The sequence below is a fragment of the Solitalea lacus genome, assembly GCF_022014595.1.
GTDB lineage: Bacteria > Bacteroidota > Bacteroidia > Sphingobacteriales > Sphingobacteriaceae > Solitalea > Solitalea lacus.
Genome location: NZ_CP091740.1, coordinates 194,837 through 210,611, shown reverse-complemented (window position 1 = coordinate 210,611; position 15,775 = coordinate 194,837). Strand labels below are relative to the sequence as shown.

Annotated in this window: 16 protein-coding genes; all 16 read left to right on the top strand. The window is 38.8% G+C overall.

What is annotated here, in order from left to right; all coding sequences use genetic code 11:
- The first annotated feature begins 122 nt into the window (after window positions 1-122).
- Window positions 123-1,739 (top strand): phosphoenolpyruvate carboxykinase (ATP), encoded by a 1,617-nt coding sequence (pckA, locus tag L2B55_RS00850; RefSeq protein ID WP_237848407.1) that lies wholly within the window; start codon window positions 123-125, stop codon window positions 1,737-1,739.
- Between the two features lie 367 nt (window positions 1,740-2,106).
- Complete coding sequence (locus tag L2B55_RS00845) at window positions 2,107-2,943, top strand: MotA/TolQ/ExbB proton channel family protein (RefSeq protein ID WP_237848406.1); 837 nt, start codon at window positions 2,107-2,109, stop codon at window positions 2,941-2,943.
- A 69-nt stretch (window positions 2,944-3,012) separates the two neighbouring features.
- Window positions 3,013-3,633, top strand: a complete 621-nt coding sequence (locus L2B55_RS00840; RefSeq protein WP_237848405.1) for an ExbD/TolR family protein — start codon at window positions 3,013-3,015, stop codon at window positions 3,631-3,633.
- Between the two features lie 22 nt (window positions 3,634-3,655).
- Window positions 3,656-4,297 (top strand): ExbD/TolR family protein, encoded by a 642-nt coding sequence (locus L2B55_RS00835; protein ID WP_237848404.1) that lies wholly within the window; start codon window positions 3,656-3,658, stop codon window positions 4,295-4,297.
- A gap of 20 nt (window positions 4,298-4,317) precedes the next feature.
- Complete coding sequence (locus tag L2B55_RS00830) at window positions 4,318-5,142, top strand: energy transducer TonB (protein WP_237848403.1); 825 nt, start codon at window positions 4,318-4,320, stop codon at window positions 5,140-5,142.
- Window positions 5,143-5,398: 256 nt separating this feature from the next.
- Window positions 5,399-6,373: a PstS family phosphate ABC transporter substrate-binding protein gene (locus L2B55_RS00825; protein WP_237848402.1), complete on the top strand. Its 975-nt coding sequence runs from the start codon at window positions 5,399-5,401 to the stop codon at window positions 6,371-6,373.
- Between the two features lie 16 nt (window positions 6,374-6,389).
- Entirely contained in the window at window positions 6,390-8,018 is a 1,629-nt protein-coding gene (locus tag L2B55_RS00820) for a tetratricopeptide repeat protein (protein ID WP_237848401.1), read from the top strand.
- A 115-nt stretch (window positions 8,019-8,133) separates the two neighbouring features.
- Window positions 8,134-8,508: an NADH-quinone oxidoreductase subunit A gene (locus L2B55_RS00815; protein ID WP_237848400.1), complete on the top strand. Its 375-nt coding sequence runs from the start codon at window positions 8,134-8,136 to the stop codon at window positions 8,506-8,508.
- Window positions 8,509-8,627: 119 nt separating this feature from the next.
- Window positions 8,628-9,170, top strand: a complete 543-nt coding sequence (locus L2B55_RS00810; RefSeq protein WP_237848399.1) for an NADH-quinone oxidoreductase subunit B — start codon at window positions 8,628-8,630, stop codon at window positions 9,168-9,170.
- A gap of 1 nt (window position 9,171) precedes the next feature.
- The gene (locus tag L2B55_RS00805; protein WP_237848398.1) at window positions 9,172-9,681 is read left to right on the top strand and encodes an NADH-quinone oxidoreductase subunit C; all 510 of its coding nucleotides are present in this window, start codon (window positions 9,172-9,174) and stop codon (window positions 9,679-9,681) included.
- Between the two features lie 176 nt (window positions 9,682-9,857).
- Window positions 9,858-11,066, top strand: a complete 1,209-nt coding sequence (locus L2B55_RS00800; protein WP_237848397.1) for an NADH-quinone oxidoreductase subunit D — start codon at window positions 9,858-9,860, stop codon at window positions 11,064-11,066.
- A 138-nt stretch (window positions 11,067-11,204) separates the two neighbouring features.
- On the top strand, window positions 11,205-11,711 hold the full coding sequence (locus tag L2B55_RS00795; protein ID WP_237848396.1) for an NADH-quinone oxidoreductase subunit NuoE family protein: 507 nt from the start codon (window positions 11,205-11,207) through the stop codon (window positions 11,709-11,711).
- Window positions 11,712-11,723: 12 nt separating this feature from the next.
- The gene (gene nuoF, locus L2B55_RS00790; protein ID WP_237848395.1) at window positions 11,724-13,085 is read left to right on the top strand and encodes an NADH-quinone oxidoreductase subunit NuoF; all 1,362 of its coding nucleotides are present in this window, start codon (window positions 11,724-11,726) and stop codon (window positions 13,083-13,085) included.
- 67 nt (window positions 13,086-13,152) lie between these two features.
- The gene (locus L2B55_RS00785) at window positions 13,153-14,112 is read left to right on the top strand and encodes an NADH-quinone oxidoreductase subunit G (protein WP_237848394.1); all 960 of its coding nucleotides are present in this window, start codon (window positions 13,153-13,155) and stop codon (window positions 14,110-14,112) included.
- 41 nt (window positions 14,113-14,153) lie between these two features.
- Window positions 14,154-15,218, top strand: a complete 1,065-nt coding sequence (gene nuoH, locus L2B55_RS00780) for an NADH-quinone oxidoreductase subunit NuoH (protein ID WP_237848393.1) — start codon at window positions 14,154-14,156, stop codon at window positions 15,216-15,218.
- Between the two features lie 44 nt (window positions 15,219-15,262).
- The gene (locus L2B55_RS00775) at window positions 15,263-15,760 is read left to right on the top strand and encodes a NuoI/complex I 23 kDa subunit family protein (protein ID WP_237848392.1); all 498 of its coding nucleotides are present in this window, start codon (window positions 15,263-15,265) and stop codon (window positions 15,758-15,760) included.
- The last annotated feature ends 15 nt before the right edge of the window (window positions 15,761-15,775 follow it).

Sequence of the window (15,775 nt, the reverse complement as noted above, 5' to 3'; positions counted from 1 at the left end):
TTAAACCTCGATTTTGTTAGTGTATTTTAGACGCTATCTCTCCATCTTTATGCCTGGGTATTTGCCTTTTTAGCCTATTTTGCACATTTTTGCCTTACCAATCAATCAAATATAAATTTTTTATGGAGAATGAATTAGGCATCAAGGCTCCGAACGCTACTTTAGCAACCGTAGGGTTAGGTAATGTAGCCGCCGCCTATTGGAATTTATCACCAGCAGAACTTGTAGAAGAAGCCATTTGCCGCGGGGAAGGCCATCTGGTAGATACAGGTGCATTATCAATTGACACAGGAGAATTTACAGGACGATCACCAAAAGATCGCTTTATCGTTTGCGATGACATTACCCGTGATGAGGTTTGGTGGGGGGATATCAACATTAAATTTGAGCCCGAAAAGTTTGATCAATTGCTACATCGTATGCAGGCGTATTTGGCCGGTAAAGAAGTGTTTGTACGTGATGCTTATGCTTGTGCAGATCAAAATCATCGCCTAAACATTCGTGTTGTAACCGAAACAGCTTTTCAAAATTTATTTGCTAACAACTTATTCCTTCGTCCAACTAAAGAAGAAGTATTAGCATTTGATCCTGAATGGACAATTATTGCTGCTCCGGGTTTTAAAGCTGATCCTCAAATTGATGGTACACGCCAGCATAATTTTGCAGTCATGAACTTTACTCGCAAAATGATCATTATTGGCGGAACTGGTTATACTGGAGAGATTAAGAAAGGTATTTTCTCTGCCCTTAACTTTATTTTACCACATCAAAAGCAAGTGCTTTCTATGCACTGTTCGGCTAATATTGGTAAAGATGGGGATACCGCCATTTTCTTTGGTCTTTCTGGAACAGGTAAAACAACTCTTTCGGCTGATCCAGAGCGTTCATTAATTGGAGACGACGAGCATGGATGGGCAGGTGAAACGGTGTTTAATTTTGAAGGTGGTTGTTATGCTAAATGCGTTGACTTAACCGCAGAAAAGGAGCCACAGATTTTTAATGCCATTAAGTTCGGTTCACTTTTAGAAAACACTCGCTGTTATGCAGGAACTTCTACTGTTGATTTTTCAAACATTGATGTTACCGAAAATACACGTGTATCATATCCGATTAATTATATAACTAATGCTGTTAATCCATCGGTTGGTGGGGCTCCTAAGAATATATTCTTTTTAACAGCAGATGCTTTTGGGGTTTTACCTCCGATTTCCAAATTAACAAAGTCGCAAGCCATGTTCCACTTTATTTCAGGTTATACTGCAAAAGTTGCAGGAACTGAAGCAGGTGTTACTGAGCCGCAGGCAACCTTTTCAGCGGGTTTTGGTAAAGCATTTTTGCCACTTCATCCAACTAAGTATGCCGATTTATTAGGTAAGAAGATGGATGAGCATAATGTAAATGTATGGTTAATTAATACAGGATGGACCGGAGGCCCTTATGGCGTAGGTTCTCGTATGAAATTGGCTTATACCCGAGCTATGATCACAGCTGCCCTTAAAGGGGAATTAAATGATGTAGCTTATACTGCTGATCCAATATTTGGACTAAATATGCCTGTTACATGTCCTAACGTGCCACAGGAAGTGTTAAATCCGCGCAACACCTGGGAGAGTAAAGAAGCATATGATCAAAAAGCAAATGATTTGGCACAGCGCTTCATTAAGAATTTCGAGCAGTTTGCAGATAATGCAAGTGCTGAACTGAAAGAGGCACTGCCGAAAATGTCTGTTCAAGTTTAATTTTTTATTATAGTTTGTGTTTGCAACAAGTCCTGGGTTCATTCCAGGACTTTGTTATTTTTTACCCAGTTGTTATGGAATATATGTAGTACTTGCATCATTAGATAAAACAGTTATAACCAGGCACAGAAGCACATATTATTGTTACTAAATCTTTGTATATTTTAAAAAGGTTTCTTGATCGAAATCAAGCTTAAAGAATAAAATTTTGAAAATGATAGGCTTTACCAATGTTAAATAATTGATAATCGTTTAAAAAAAATTTTTTATTATAGAAAAACTAATATTTTTGCAAACGCTCAAAAAAATAAACAGCACAATTGAAACTTAATTAAGTGATTAAAGATTAATTAAATTTTTTTAAACAATGGCAAACGCAGCACAACAAACAGCTAAAAAAGTAGAGAACACTAAGTTCAATTCAAATTTTGCGGCTTGGGTAATTCCTACCTGTGTAGTGGTAGGTATTTTGATTTACAAATTCATTTTGGGTAGCCCGTCAAACTTTGAGGGTGGGGTAGTAGGAGGTCATCCTATAGCAGAAGGTGCTGGTCACTATTTAGGCCTGGTATACATGGGTGGTGTTATCGTACCTATCCTATTATCATTAGTATTGATTAACCTTACGGTGGCTATTGAACGTTTCATTACTATCTCTGCAGCTTCAGGTAAAGGTTCGGCTCAAGCTTTCGTTTCAAAAGTTCGTTCATTATTGAACGCTGGTAACGTAGATGCAGCTATCAAAGAATGCGACATCCAAAAAGGTTCAGTTGCTAACGTAGTTAAATCCACTTTGGTTAAATACAAAGAGATGGAAACTGCTAGCGGTATGGATGTTGATCAAAAAGTATTGGCAATCCAGAAAGAGATTGAAGAGTCGACCACTTTGGAATTACCAATGTTAGAGAAAAACTTGGTTATCACCGCTACTTTAGCGTCAGTTTCGACCCTATTCGCTCTTTTAGGTACAGTATTGGGTATGATTAAAGCGTTCTCGGCTCTTGGTAATGCAGGTGCTCCTGACTCAGCAGCTCTTGCGGTAGGTATCTCTGAGGCACTTATCAACACTGCATTGGGTATTGGCAACTCTGCTATCGCGGCAGTATTCTACGCTTACTTTACCACTCGTATCGATACTATTACTTACGCTATTGATGAGGCTGGTTACAGCATCGTTCAAAACTTTGCAGCTAAACACAAGTAAGACTTACTTGTTTGTTATAGCTTGGTAGCTAGATAATTAATAGATTATTTGTACGTTAATAAATAAAAGATGGGAAAAGTTAAAGTTCCGCGCAAGAGTACGATGGTGGATATGACAGCGATGACCGACGTGGCTTTCTTGTTGTTGACCTTCTTTATGTTGGCAACGCAGTTTAAGCCAGAGGAAGCTGTTGTAGTTGATACCCCGTCTTCTATATCGGAAATAAAACTTCCTGATACCAAAGTGATTTTGATTTCTGTTGATAAGGGCGGAAGAATCTTCTTTGGATTAGAAGGAACGGAATTTAGAAAAGCCCTATTGGATAATATGGCCGCTAAAAGACAAATATCTTTTACGCCGGCTGAGAAAGAAGAGTTCTCAAAGTTAGCTAACTTTGGTACTCCGATGAATGAGTTGAAAAGCTACTTAGCAATGAGTAAGGATCAGCGTAAGAAATACAATGAACAAACTAAAGGCGTTCCTTGTGATTCTACTCAAAATGCAACAAATGAATTGAAAGACTGGTTAATAGAATCACGTCGTGTAACCAATAGCGCTGCAGTTATTGCTATTAAAGGTGATCGCGAGTCAAATTATCCAGTAGTAAAAAATATCATTGCTACGTTGCAGGCTCAAAAGGCTAACCGTTTCAACTTTATTACCAATATGGAACAAGCTCCTAATTTGTAAACTTTTTAAAGAAATTTGAGCAATGGCAGATATAGATACCTCCGGGGGCGGTGGACATAAGAAGGGCGGAAAGAAAAGAGGCAAGAAGCTCTCAACTCGTGTGGATTTTACTCCAATGGTTGACCTTGGTTTCTTGTTGATCACTTTCTTCATGCTAACCACCTCTATGAGCAAACCATCCGTTATGGATATTAATATGCCTGTTAAAGAAGAAAACATGAAAGAAGAAGATAAGACCAAAATCAAGGCTTCTCAAGCGATGACAATTCTTTTAACGGGGAAAGATCAAATTGTTTATTACTTCGGTATCGGGGAAGAAGTTCAGAACCCTTTGGTTACGAACTTTGGAGCTAATGGAATTCGTAAGATTTTGTTAGAAGAAAGTCGTAAGCGTAACCCATCTCTTGACTCTATCAAGATTTACAAACAGATGGCGCAAGACAAGAAGATATCTGAGGAAACATTTAAAGCTAATTATTCAAGAATCAGGAACAACAAAGAGGGCCTAATTGTCTTAATTAAAGCTGATGATAAATCTCTTTACAAAAACCTAGTGGATATTTTGGATGAGATGAACATTACCAATAATGGTCGTTATGCTATTGTTGATATCACTCCTGGTGATTTGAAAATGATTAATGATAATCCTTACGTTCAAAAGTAAGATAAAAACATTGTCGAGAAATGGCAGGAAAGATAGATTTAGAAGATAGCAGATGGTGCGAACAAGTCTTTGAAGGACGAAATAAAGCATACGGAGCTTATGATCTGCGCAAGCAGTATTCTAAGAACATGAAGAAAGGTACCGTATTAGCTATTATTTTCTTCTCTTTAGGCATAGCTGCTCCAGTTATTGCTCGCATTATCTCAGGTGTAATTCCTGAAGATAATGAAATAAAAGTGGTTCAGTCAAATGAACTGATGGCTCCGCCGCCAGTGGATAAAACTCAACCACCTCCACCTCCGCCACCATCAGAACCACCTCCACCTCCGGTGAGAACAACTATTAAGTTTACTCCTCCGGTAATTAAAAAGGATGAAGAAGTTCGGGATGAAGAACCACCTCCTGTACAGGATGAAATTAAGGCGGAAGTGAGTACTCAAACCGTAAAGGGAACTGATGAAGGACCTGCTCCTGTTGAAGAACCAGTAATTGGTACTGGTACCGGCAACGAGGTAGTAGAAGATACTCAGGAAATCTTTTTACATGTTGAGGAAAACCCTGAGTTTCCAGGTGGATTGGAGCAAATAGGTAAGTTCATTGGAAAAAACCTTCGTTATCCAGCAATGGCTCGTGAAAATAACGTTCAAGGTCGTGTAATGGTTACTTTCGTTGTTGAGAAAGATGGATCAATTACCGATGTGAAAGTTCTTCGCGGAATTGGTTCTGGATGTGACGAAGAAGCTGCACGCGTTGTGAAAGCAATGCCGAAGTGGAAGCCAGGCAAACAAAATGGTAGACCAGTGCGTGTACAGTTCAGTTTACCAATTGTATTCCGTTTAGATTAATTTTTTAACATCAATTTAGCTCTCATGGAGCAACAGTTTGATAATAATTTTAAGCAAAAATCGCCAAAAGAGCGATTTTTGCTAATTTTAGGGGTGGCCTTCATTATTGCTTATCTTGTTTTGGGCAGTATGATTATTTTCAAACCCAATGTTTTGGTTGGAATGTCGAAGAATAATAAAATTATTCTTGGAAGCGCTATAATTTTGTACGGAGCGTTTAGATGTTACAGGCTCATTAAAAAAAACAATTCTGAATATGAATAGGTCACGCTATAATAAAATCGGCTGGGTCACTTTAACAGTGCTTGGAGTGGTAGGTCTGATGGGTTGTGGAAGTAATTCTAATCAAAAAGCATTGGATACGACCACCACAGGAGAGATCAATATTTCTGTAGACGAAACATTTGAACCCATTATTCAAGCCGAGCTAGATGTTTTTCATGCTCTTTATCCAAAGGCTAAAATAAATCCGCACTTCAAAGCTGAGGGAGATGCTATTGCTGATCTGATCAAGGATTCGGCTCGAGCAGTAGTTGTTAGTCGTGAACTTACGGCTGATGAACTTAAGCCTTTGCAAGATAGGAAACTTGTTGTACGAAGTACCAAGTTTGCAATTGACGCAATTGCATTGATAATAAATCCGGGAAATACTGATTCAACCTTTTCAATGCCTAACCTTCGTGATATCTTTTCTGGGAAAGTGACAAAATGGAGCGAATTGGGTAACACGAATCTTAATGAAGATATTTCAGTTGTATTTGATAATCCAAATTCAAGTACAGTGCGGTATATGAAGGAATTAGCAGGGAAGAATCAATTTTCTTCAAAAAATTTCTTTGCAGTTAAGACGAATAAAGAGGTAATTGAGTATGTTAGTAAACACAAAAATGCCTTAGGAATAATTGGTGTGAATTGGATTAGTGATACAGACGATACTACCGCAAATAGTTTTCTTAAGAAGATTAAAGTTGCAGCAATTGCTCCGGATGATGGCCAACCCGGTTCGGGTGAATACCGTAAACCGTATCAGGCTTACATTGCGCAAGGTTTCTATCCTTTAGTAAGAAGGGTGTATCTTTTAAGCAGAGATTCGCATATGGGCTTAGGTACAGGATTTGCAGCTTTTGTCGCTGGGGATAAAGGTCAACGTATTGTACTGAAGTCTGGTTTGGTGCCTGCGCGTATGCCTGTTCGCTTAGTGGAGCTATCTGATAAAAATTTGTTTGAATAAATTTATTTTTTTGACTATGAAGATGATAAAGAAGGCTTTAAATATAACCGTAGCGTTGTTTTGCATAGCAGGATTCGCTTATGGCCAAAGCATCAATGATGTAAGAAAAGCTATTGAAGTGGAGCAATACGAGAAAGCTAAAGCTATGTTGAGCAAGTTAGCTTCTAATCCGGCGACTACTGCTGAAAGCTATTATTATATGGGCGATGTTTATGTAAAAACACTTGAATTTGACTCAGCCCAAGTATTTTTTGACAAAGGTGTGGCGGCAAATCCACAGTTTGGTTTGAATTATGTGGGACAAGGGAAACTAAGTATCCTTAAAAAGAACTTTGTATCTGCTAAGCCGTTGTTTGACAAAGCTATTGCCCTTGGTCAGAAGGAAAAAGACTACAGACCTTATCTAGAAACTGCCAAAGCTTATGCCTTAGCTGGTGAAGAGGGCGATGCCGCATCAATTGAGACTGCTATTGCTTACATTGAGCAAGCCAAAAAGATTGCGTCTAAAAATCCTGAAGTTTATACTACCTTAGGTAATGCCTACCTGCTTAAAAAGGATGGTAACAATGCAATAGCAAATTACAACAAAGCTCTTGAGTTAGATAAAAACTATGTAGCGGCTTATGTAGCACAATCACATATTTATCGTGGTGCTCAAAACTATGAATCATCATTAGCACCATTGGAAAAAGCGATTTCGATTGATCCAAACTATGCTCCTGCCTATCGTGAGTTGGCAGAACTATATGCTGTTTCTGGGCAATACGCTAAAGCAACTGAAACTTACAAGAATAAATACTTGCCTTTAACCGATGCCTCATGTAACTCAAATACCCGTTATGCAAGCGTGTTGTTCTTGGCAAAGCAGTACCAATCAGCATATGATCAAATTAATTTGTTGTTGAAAACTTGCCAAGTTAAACCTGTAATGTACCGTTTATTGGCATATTCTGCGTACGAGATTAAGAAACCTACAGAAGCTTTGGAGGCCATGAATACTTTCTTCCAAAAGCAACCTGAAAGTAATGTCATAACTCAGGATTATGAATACATGGCTAAAATTTTATCGGATAATAAGAAGGATTCGTTAGCAATTGCCTATATGCAAAAGGCTTTAGTAAAAGATCCTTCAAAAATAGATCTTTATCCTTTGCTAGGTAAGATGAGCTATTTGTCAAAGCAGTATCCAACGGCGATCAAGGCTTATGATAGCTATTTTGCTATTCCAAATGTAAAAAAGCAACCTGTTGATTATTTATACTATGGGTTATCTGCAATGAGAGTTGAAAATTATAAAAAGGCGGATAGTGCATTTTTAAAGGTGACTGAGCTTTCTCCAACTTATATTCAAGGCTATTTATATCGTGGTCAGGCTAATGCAGCCCAAGATAAAGATAGCAAACTTGGTCTTGCAAAACCTTATTATGAAAAAGTAGTTGAATTGGGTGAAGCAGACAAACAAAAGAATGCTAAATATCTTATTGAAGCATATGATTATTTAGGAAGTTATGCTTATTTAGTTCAAAACGATTTGACTGCAGCTAAATCATTTTATAACAAAGTCATTGAAATCGACCCAGCTAATCAAAAAGCATTAGAAGTAATAAAAGGTCTGAATACAACTGGAGGTAAGAACAAAAAGTAGTTTGTTCTTACTCTTGATTGAAATTTCTTAATAAAATATTCAACTAAAGAGAAGGTTTGTTTTAAACTTACCTTCTCTTTTTTATTTTTGCAAAAAAAATCACAAATAGTACATTATGTTATTACTAGAGCAGTTACCTGTTAACTATGCACCAATTGCTTTTCAGTTTTTTGTAGCCATTGGTTTTGTGGTAGTTACCATGTTGGCCACTCACCTTATTGGCCCGAAGCGTAAAACTTCAGATAAATTGACCCCTTTTGAATCGGGAGTAGAGGCTCAGGGTAATGCTCGCCAGCCAATTTCTATTAAATATTTCCTGGTAGCAATTTTATTCGTTTTGTTTGACGTGGAAGTAATCTTTATGTACCCATGGGCGGTTAATTTTAAAGAACTTGGCCTGTTGGGAATGATAGAAATGTTTACGTTCATGGCATTTTTGCTATTAGGATTCATTTATATCATTAAAAAAGGTGCCCTTAAGTGGGAATAGTGTTTAGAATTGTTCTAAAAACGACCCAAGGCATGATAGAACAATATTTATCTGATTATTGTTGTACTTTTGTTACTCTTTTCTATTGTTAAGAGGACTTTTGAGAAAAATTTCAGCGTATGAGCGATATTAAAATGGTTGAGGCCCCTCCGGGCATAGAAGGAGCCGGATTTTTTGCAACCTCTCTTGATAAAGCGGTGGGTTTAGCCCGTTCGTATTCTTTATGGCCTTTACCTTTTGCTACTTCTTGTTGTGGTATTGAGTTTATGGCTACAATGGGAGCCCATTATGACTTGGCACGATTTGGTGCTGAGCGTTTGAGTTTCTCACCACGCCAAGCCGATTTGTTGATGGTAATGGGTACCATTGCAAAGAAAATGGCACCGGTACTGCGTCAGGTTTATTTGCAAATGGCCGAACCCCGTTGGGTAATGGCTGTAGGTGCATGCGCATCTAGTGGTGGTATATTTGATACTTATAGCGTATTGCAAGGTATAGACGAGATTATTCCTGTTGATGTTTATGTTCCTGGTTGTCCTCCTCGTCCTGAGGGGATTATTGATGGCTTAAACCGAATTCAGGAATTGGTACAAAACGAGTCATTACGTCGTCGCGATTCAGAAGAATACAAACAGTTATTAGCAAAATACGGAATTCAATAATATGGCAGTAAAAGAGATTAACAATCAGGCTGTATTGGAGAAATTGCAAACTAAGTTTGCTGATGCTATCTTCAATGTGAGTGAACCGCATGAATTTCTTACGCTTACTACTACTAAGGATAAGATTATTGACGTAGTTCAATTCCTTTACAATGATGATGAGTTGAAGTTTCGTTTTCTTACAGATATTTGCGGTATTCATTACCCTGAACAGGAATTGCCTCTAGGAGTAATTTATCATTTGCATAGTCTTACCAATAATGTGCGCATCCGTATAAAAGTTTTCCTTCCAGAGCATGCTCCACGTATTGCATCACTTACAGGTCTTTTTTTAGGAGCAAACTGGATGGAACGTGAAACATATGATTTCTTCGGAATCATCTTTGAAGGCCACCCAGATTTACGACGTATTTTGAACGTAGACGATATGGTTGCTTTCCCAATGCGTAAGGAGTTTCCATTGGAAGATCCAAACCGTACGGATAAGAACGACGATTACTTTGGCCGTTAATCACTGTTGCTCTACCGAGTAATGGAATGCTGCATTTTATGCAGAGGGCAATGTTCCTCAATTGAATTACTGGATTAAGGAGCAAATTCATAAACTAAAAAACCAAAATGTTGGATTGTGAATTTAAAATGAGGGCATTTATAATTCATAATTCTTAATTCAACATTACAACGTATATGGCTCACATTAAATTAGGTGAACACTCATTAGAAAAAGAAACGACCACCCTTAACCTGGGACCTACGCACCCGGCTACACACGGGGTGTTTCAGAATGTCCTTGAATTGGATGGTGAGCGCATTGTAAGTGCGCAATCGACGATAGGATATATTCACCGTGCTTTCGAAAAAATCTCCGAGCATCGTCCGTTTTATCAAATAACTCCACTTACCGACCGGTTGAATTACTGTTCGGCGCCAATTAATAACATGGGTTGGCATATGACGGTTGAAAAACTCCTTGGCATACAAACTCCTAAGAGAGTGGATTATATGCGAATTATTGTGATGGAGTTGAGCCGTATTGCTGATCACTTGGTTTGTAACTCGGTTATCGGTGTTGATTCAGGAGCATTCACCGGGTTCTTATACGTATTCCAAAAACGTGAACACATTTACGAAATTTTCGAAGAAATCTGTGGATCTCGTTTAACAACAAATATGGGTCGTATTGGTGGTTTCGAGCGCAATTTTAATGATGTGGCTATTGCAAAAATCAAAACATTCATTGATGAATTTCCTGAGGTAATGCGCGAGTTCGAGAACTTATTCAATCGTAACCGTATTTTCATTGACCGTTGTGTTGGTGTTACACCGGTAAGCGCTGAGAAAGCATTGTCATATAGCTGGACAGGACCATTATTACGTTCATGCGGTGTAGATTACGATGTTCGCGTTGCCCAGCCATATTGTTCATACGATGAATTTGACTTTGAAATTCCTGTAGGTACAACAGGTGATATATACGATCGTTTCCTTGTGCGTAATGAGGAAATGTGGCAAAGTTTAAGCATCATTAAGCAGGCCCTTGCTAAGATGGAAAAGGAACCAAAAGGGGTGTTCAATGCTGAAGTTCCTGATTACTGCTTACCTCCTAAGGAAGATGTTTACAGTTCAATGGAATCATTAATCTATCACTTTAAAATTGTGATGGGAGAGGTTCCAATTCCAAAAACAGAAATATATCATGCAGTGGAAGGTGGAAATGGTGAGTTAGGCTTCTATTTAGTTACTGATGGAGGACGTGCTCCTTTCCGTTTACACTTCCGTCGTCCAAGCTTTATCAACTATCAGGCATATGCCGATATTGCTAAGGGAGGAATGATATCCGATGCAATTTTAGCTATGAGTAGCTTAAATGTCATTGCCGGAGAGCTTGATGCATAAAATAAAGCAATAGACATTGAGACTAAACTTTAACAGAGTTCAAAATGTCAGGTGCATGTATAAATAAGAAATGGTAAAAGGTTTTGAGCAAGGAGGATATCTGATAGCTCAAATCTCAAATCTTACTTCTAAAAAGAAATGTTAGCAGTAAAAGAAATAAAGTTTTCCGCAGAAGCGCAAAAAAAAGTCGATGAGATTATTGCGCGCTATCCAGAAGGCAGACAAAAATCAGCATTGTTGCCGGTTTTACACCTGGCTCAAGCTGAGTTCGGCTGGTGCAGTACTGAAGTAATGGATTATGTTGCTTCATTGCTCAATATCTCCCCAATTGAGGTTTACGAAGTTGCATCGTTTTACACAATGTTCTTCCTTAAACCATCGGGCAAATATGTACTGGAGGTTTGCCGTACCGGCCCATGCTGTTTAGTTGGTGCCGAAAAAATCATGAAGCATCTGGAAGAAAAATTAGGAGTGAAAGAAGGGGAAGTTACTTCTGATGGATTATTCTCATTCAGAGGGGTTGAATGTTTGGCCGCCTGCGGTTACGGACCTGTTTTACAGATTGGACCTGAATATACTTTCTATGAAAATCTGACTGAAAACAGTGTTGATGAATTGTTAACACAGCTAATGAATAAGAATTAATTCGGGTTTAATATGACTCAAAAGATATTACTTAAAGATATTAACGTTCCCGGAATTAACACCTTTGACGTTTATCGCAAGCAGGGTGGTTACGCTGCGGTTGAAAAAGCGCTGAAAACCATGTCGCCTGATGACGTTGTTGAGGAGGTTAAAAAATCAGGTTTACGTGGGCGTGGTGGCGCAGGGTTCCCTACGGGCATGAAATGGAGCTTTTTGGCAAAACCAGAAGGTGTTCCTCGTTATTTGGTTTGTAATGCTGACGAATCAGAGCCGGGTACTTTTAAAGACCGTTATCTGATGACTCATACGCCTCATACCCTAATTGAAGGGATGATCGTTTCAAGTTATGCATTAGGCGCAAATACTTCATATATCTATGTTCGTGGCGAGATGATGCCTCAAATTCGTATTCTGGAAAAAGCAATTGCTGAAGCTAAGAATGCAGGATTTCTTGGAAAGAATATTTTAGGCTCTGGCTACGATCTTGAAGTGTATGTACAACCAGGAGGAGGTGCATATATTTGTGGAGAGGAAACAGCCTTATTGGAATCACTGGAAGGTAAACGGGGTAATCCACGTATTAAACCTCCGTTTCCAGCTATTGCCGGTTTATACGGTTGTCCAACAGTAGTAAACAATGTTGAGTCAATTGCTGCTGTTAGTTGGATTGTGGTGAACGGCGGTGATGAATATGCGAAAATTGGTATCGGTAGAAGTACCGGTACTAAATTGATATCGGCCTCAGGAAATATTAATAAGCCTGGTGTTTATGAAATTGAGCTTGGATTGCCAGTGGAAGAGTTTATTTACTCTGATGAATACTGTGGTGGTATTGCTAACGGAAAACGTTTAAAAGCGGTAGTTGCCGGAGGTTCATCTGTTCCAATTCTTCCTGCCAATTTAATTTTAAAACTAGCAAACGGTCAACCTCGTTTAATGTCATATGAATCATTATCTGAGGGTGGTTTTGCAACCGGAACCATGTTAGGTTCGGGAGGATTTATTGTGATGGACGAAGACTCATGTATTGTACGAAATACATGGAATTTCTCACGTTTCTACCATCACGAATCATGTGGACAATGTTCGCCTTGTCGTGAAGGAACAGGCTGGATGGAGAAAGTGTTGCACCGTATTGAATATGGTCATGGAAAAATGAGTGATATCGACTTATTGGTTGATGTTGCGAAGAAAATTGAAGGAAATACTATTTGCCCGCTTGGCGATGCGGCAGCATGGCCTGTGGCAAGTGCAATCCGTCATTTTCGTGATGAGTTTGAGTGGCACGTTAAAGAACCTAATGCTGCAATGGAAGGCAACTATGGTTTAGCTAACTATGCTGATCCGATTCCTGTTGTTGAAACGGCAAATTAATATTTAAGATTAGATAGATGATAGGTGATTTGATGTCGTAAATCAAATCTCAATTCTAACAAAGACTATGTCTGAAAAGGTAAAAGTAACGATAGATAACATTGAAATAGAGGTTGATCCGGGAACAACCATCCTGAATGCAGCTCGCATGATAGGAGGAGATATTGTTCCACCTGCAATGTGTTACTACAGTAAACTAAAGGGCAGTGGCGGTAAATGCCGCACTTGCTTGGTTAAGGTTTCTCAAGGCTCTGCTAAAGATCCGCGACCAATGCCTAAGTTGGTGGCATCATGTCGTACAACGGTAATGGACGGCATGATAGTGCAAAACATAACTTCTCCAGAAGTTATTGAGGCCCGTAAAGGTGTTGTTGAATTTCTCTTGATCAACCACCCACTTGATTGCCCTGTATGTGACCAGGCGGGCGAATGTCATTTACAAGATCTTTCTTTTGAACACGGTAAAGACCAAAGCCGATATGAGTTCAAGCGCCGTACTTTCGAAATGATTGATATTGGTGATAATATTAAGCTGCACATGAATCGTTGCATTTTATGTTACCGTTGTGTTTATACAGCTGATCAAATTACCAATCAACGTGTTCATGGTGTTTTAGGAAGGGGAGATGCTTCTGAAATCGGCACTTATATCTCTAAAGCTATCGATAATGACTTTTCAGGCAATGTTATTGACGTTTGTCCTGTAGGAGCTTTAACTGACAAAACTTTCCGCTTTAAAAATCGTGTTTGGTTTACCAAGCCAGTAGATGCACATCGCGACTGTGATAAGTGCTGTGGTAAGGTTACTTTATGGTACAAAGGTGAAGATGTAATTCGTGTAACCGGACGTAAAGACCAATACGGAGAGGTAGATGAATTTATCTGTAATACTTGTCGTTTCGATAAAAAGAAAACAAATGACTGGACAATTGATGGCCCTACTAAAGTAAGCCGCCATTCAGTAATTTCGGCAAATCATTACGAGGAAAAAGAATTGTTACCTGTAATAGACAGAAAGATTTTATAGTAGTTAATGCAAAGCCCTAACAGGCTTTCAAGCTAAAGAAAATGGAATTATCAATTATAATAGAAAAGTTTCTTTTAATTACGGTTGTGTTGGTGGTGAGCCTTGTGGTTGCCATGTACATGACTTTGGTTGAGCGTCGTTTTGCGGCGTTCTTTCAAGATCGTTTAGGTCCGAACAGAGCAGGACCTTGGGGGATTTTGCAGCCATTGGCTGATGGTGTAAAGTTGTTCACTAAAGAAGAGATTCTTCCTGCCAATGCAAACAAATTATTGTTTATAGTTGGCCCTTCATTGGCAATGTTCACTGCAACCATCGGTTCGGCAGTTATTCCATGGGGAAGAGATCTGGTATTAGGAGATAGAGTAATTTCCTTACAGGTAGCCGATATCAATATAGGCCTGTTATACATTTTTGGAGTAGTTTCTTTAGGTGTATACGGAATGATGATCGGAGGTTGGGCGTCTAATAATAAGTACTCTTTAATGGGAGCCATTCGTGCGGCGTCGCAAAGTATCAGCTATGAGATCGCAATGGGGTTGGCTATTATTGCCATCTTGATGGTTACAGGTACTTTAAGCTTGCGCGGTATTGTTGAGGGACAATCAAGTTCATTGATGGGTATTTCAGGTTTAGGATGGAACGTGTTTTATCAACCTGTAGCATTCCTTATTTATTTGATTTGTATGTTCGCCGAATGTAACCGTACACCATTCGATTTACCTGAATGTGAATCAGAGCTGGTTGCCGGTTACCACACCGAGCACTCAAGTATGAAATTAGGTTTCTACCTGTTTGCCGAATACATTAATATGTTTGTTTCATCAGCTGTTGTATCAGCATTGTTCTTTGGAGGTTATAACTTCCCTGGTCAAGATGCTTTAGCTGCAAGTGGTGTTCATGCAAATATTATTACCATTATTGGTTTGGCAGCATTCTTTTTAAAGATTGCATTCTTCCTGTTCCTGTTTGTATGGGTGCGTTGGACCATCCCGCGCTTCCGTTACGATCAGTTGATGCGTTTAGGCTGGAATATGTTAGTGCCTTTAGCGATCGCCAATATTGGAATTACAGGTGTGGTTATGTATTTGACAGGTCATATTAAATAATAAACTAACTTCACTTAGTTTCTAAGTGCTGTATAAAATAGAAGATGGAATCATTAACCAATAGAAAAAAAGTAGTAGAGCAAAAACCAATGACCTTTTTGGAAAGGATATATTTGCCTGCTATTTTCCAAGGGTTGGGAATTACGATGAAACACTTTTTCAGGAAGAAAGCTACTATTCAGTATCCTGATGTTAAGCGTGAATTCTCAACGAACTTCAGAGGAATTCATTCCCTGAAACGTGATGAAGAGGGCCGTGAGCGTTGTACCGCATGTGGTTTATGTGCATTATCATGTCCTGCAGAAGCAATTACAATGATAGCTGCTGAACGTAAACCTGGAGAGGAAGCCTTATATCGTGAAGAGAAATATGCAGCAACTTATGAAATCAACATGCTGCGTTGTATTTTCTGTGGTTTTTGTGAAGAAGCTTGTCCTAAAGAGGCTATTTATTTGGATGGCGATATTCCGCCGGCAAATTTCGATCGAGATAATTTCATTTATGGTAAGGACAAATTAGTTGAACCTATCCATAAAAAATAACTAATTGATTAAATT

Excerpts from the sequence above, each read along its gene's own strand:
- pckA (WP_237848407.1), top strand. The coding sequence starts at position 123 with ATGGAGAATGAATTAGGCATCAAGGCTCCGAACGCTACTTTAGCAACC.
- L2B55_RS00825 (WP_237848402.1), top strand. The coding sequence starts at position 5,399 with ATGAATAGGTCACGCTATAATAAAATCGGCTGGGTCACTTTAACAGTG.
- L2B55_RS00810 (WP_237848399.1), top strand. The coding sequence starts at position 8,628 with ATGAGCGATATTAAAATGGTTGAGGCCCCTCCGGGCATAGAAGGAGCC.
- L2B55_RS00820 (WP_237848401.1), top strand. The coding sequence starts at position 6,390 with ATGAAGATGATAAAGAAGGCTTTAAATATAACCGTAGCGTTGTTTTGC.
- L2B55_RS00840 (WP_237848405.1), top strand. The coding sequence starts at position 3,013 with ATGGGAAAAGTTAAAGTTCCGCGCAAGAGTACGATGGTGGATATGACA.
- nuoF (WP_237848395.1), top strand. The coding sequence starts at position 11,724 with ATGACTCAAAAGATATTACTTAAAGATATTAACGTTCCCGGAATTAAC.
- L2B55_RS00835 (WP_237848404.1), top strand. The coding sequence starts at position 3,656 with ATGGCAGATATAGATACCTCCGGGGGCGGTGGACATAAGAAGGGCGGA.
- L2B55_RS00800 (WP_237848397.1), top strand. The coding sequence starts at position 9,858 with ATGGCTCACATTAAATTAGGTGAACACTCATTAGAAAAAGAAACGACC.
- L2B55_RS00815 (WP_237848400.1), top strand. The coding sequence starts at position 8,134 with ATGTTATTACTAGAGCAGTTACCTGTTAACTATGCACCAATTGCTTTT.
- L2B55_RS00785 (WP_237848394.1), top strand. The coding sequence starts at position 13,153 with ATGTCTGAAAAGGTAAAAGTAACGATAGATAACATTGAAATAGAGGTT.
- L2B55_RS00775 (WP_237848392.1), top strand. The coding sequence starts at position 15,263 with ATGGAATCATTAACCAATAGAAAAAAAGTAGTAGAGCAAAAACCAATG.
- L2B55_RS00795 (WP_237848396.1), top strand. The coding sequence starts at position 11,205 with ATGTTAGCAGTAAAAGAAATAAAGTTTTCCGCAGAAGCGCAAAAAAAA.
- L2B55_RS00830 (WP_237848403.1), top strand. The coding sequence starts at position 4,318 with ATGGCAGGAAAGATAGATTTAGAAGATAGCAGATGGTGCGAACAAGTC.
- L2B55_RS00805 (WP_237848398.1), top strand. The coding sequence starts at position 9,172 with ATGGCAGTAAAAGAGATTAACAATCAGGCTGTATTGGAGAAATTGCAA.
- L2B55_RS00845 (WP_237848406.1), top strand. The coding sequence starts at position 2,107 with ATGGCAAACGCAGCACAACAAACAGCTAAAAAAGTAGAGAACACTAAG.
- nuoH (WP_237848393.1), top strand. The coding sequence starts at position 14,154 with ATGGAATTATCAATTATAATAGAAAAGTTTCTTTTAATTACGGTTGTG.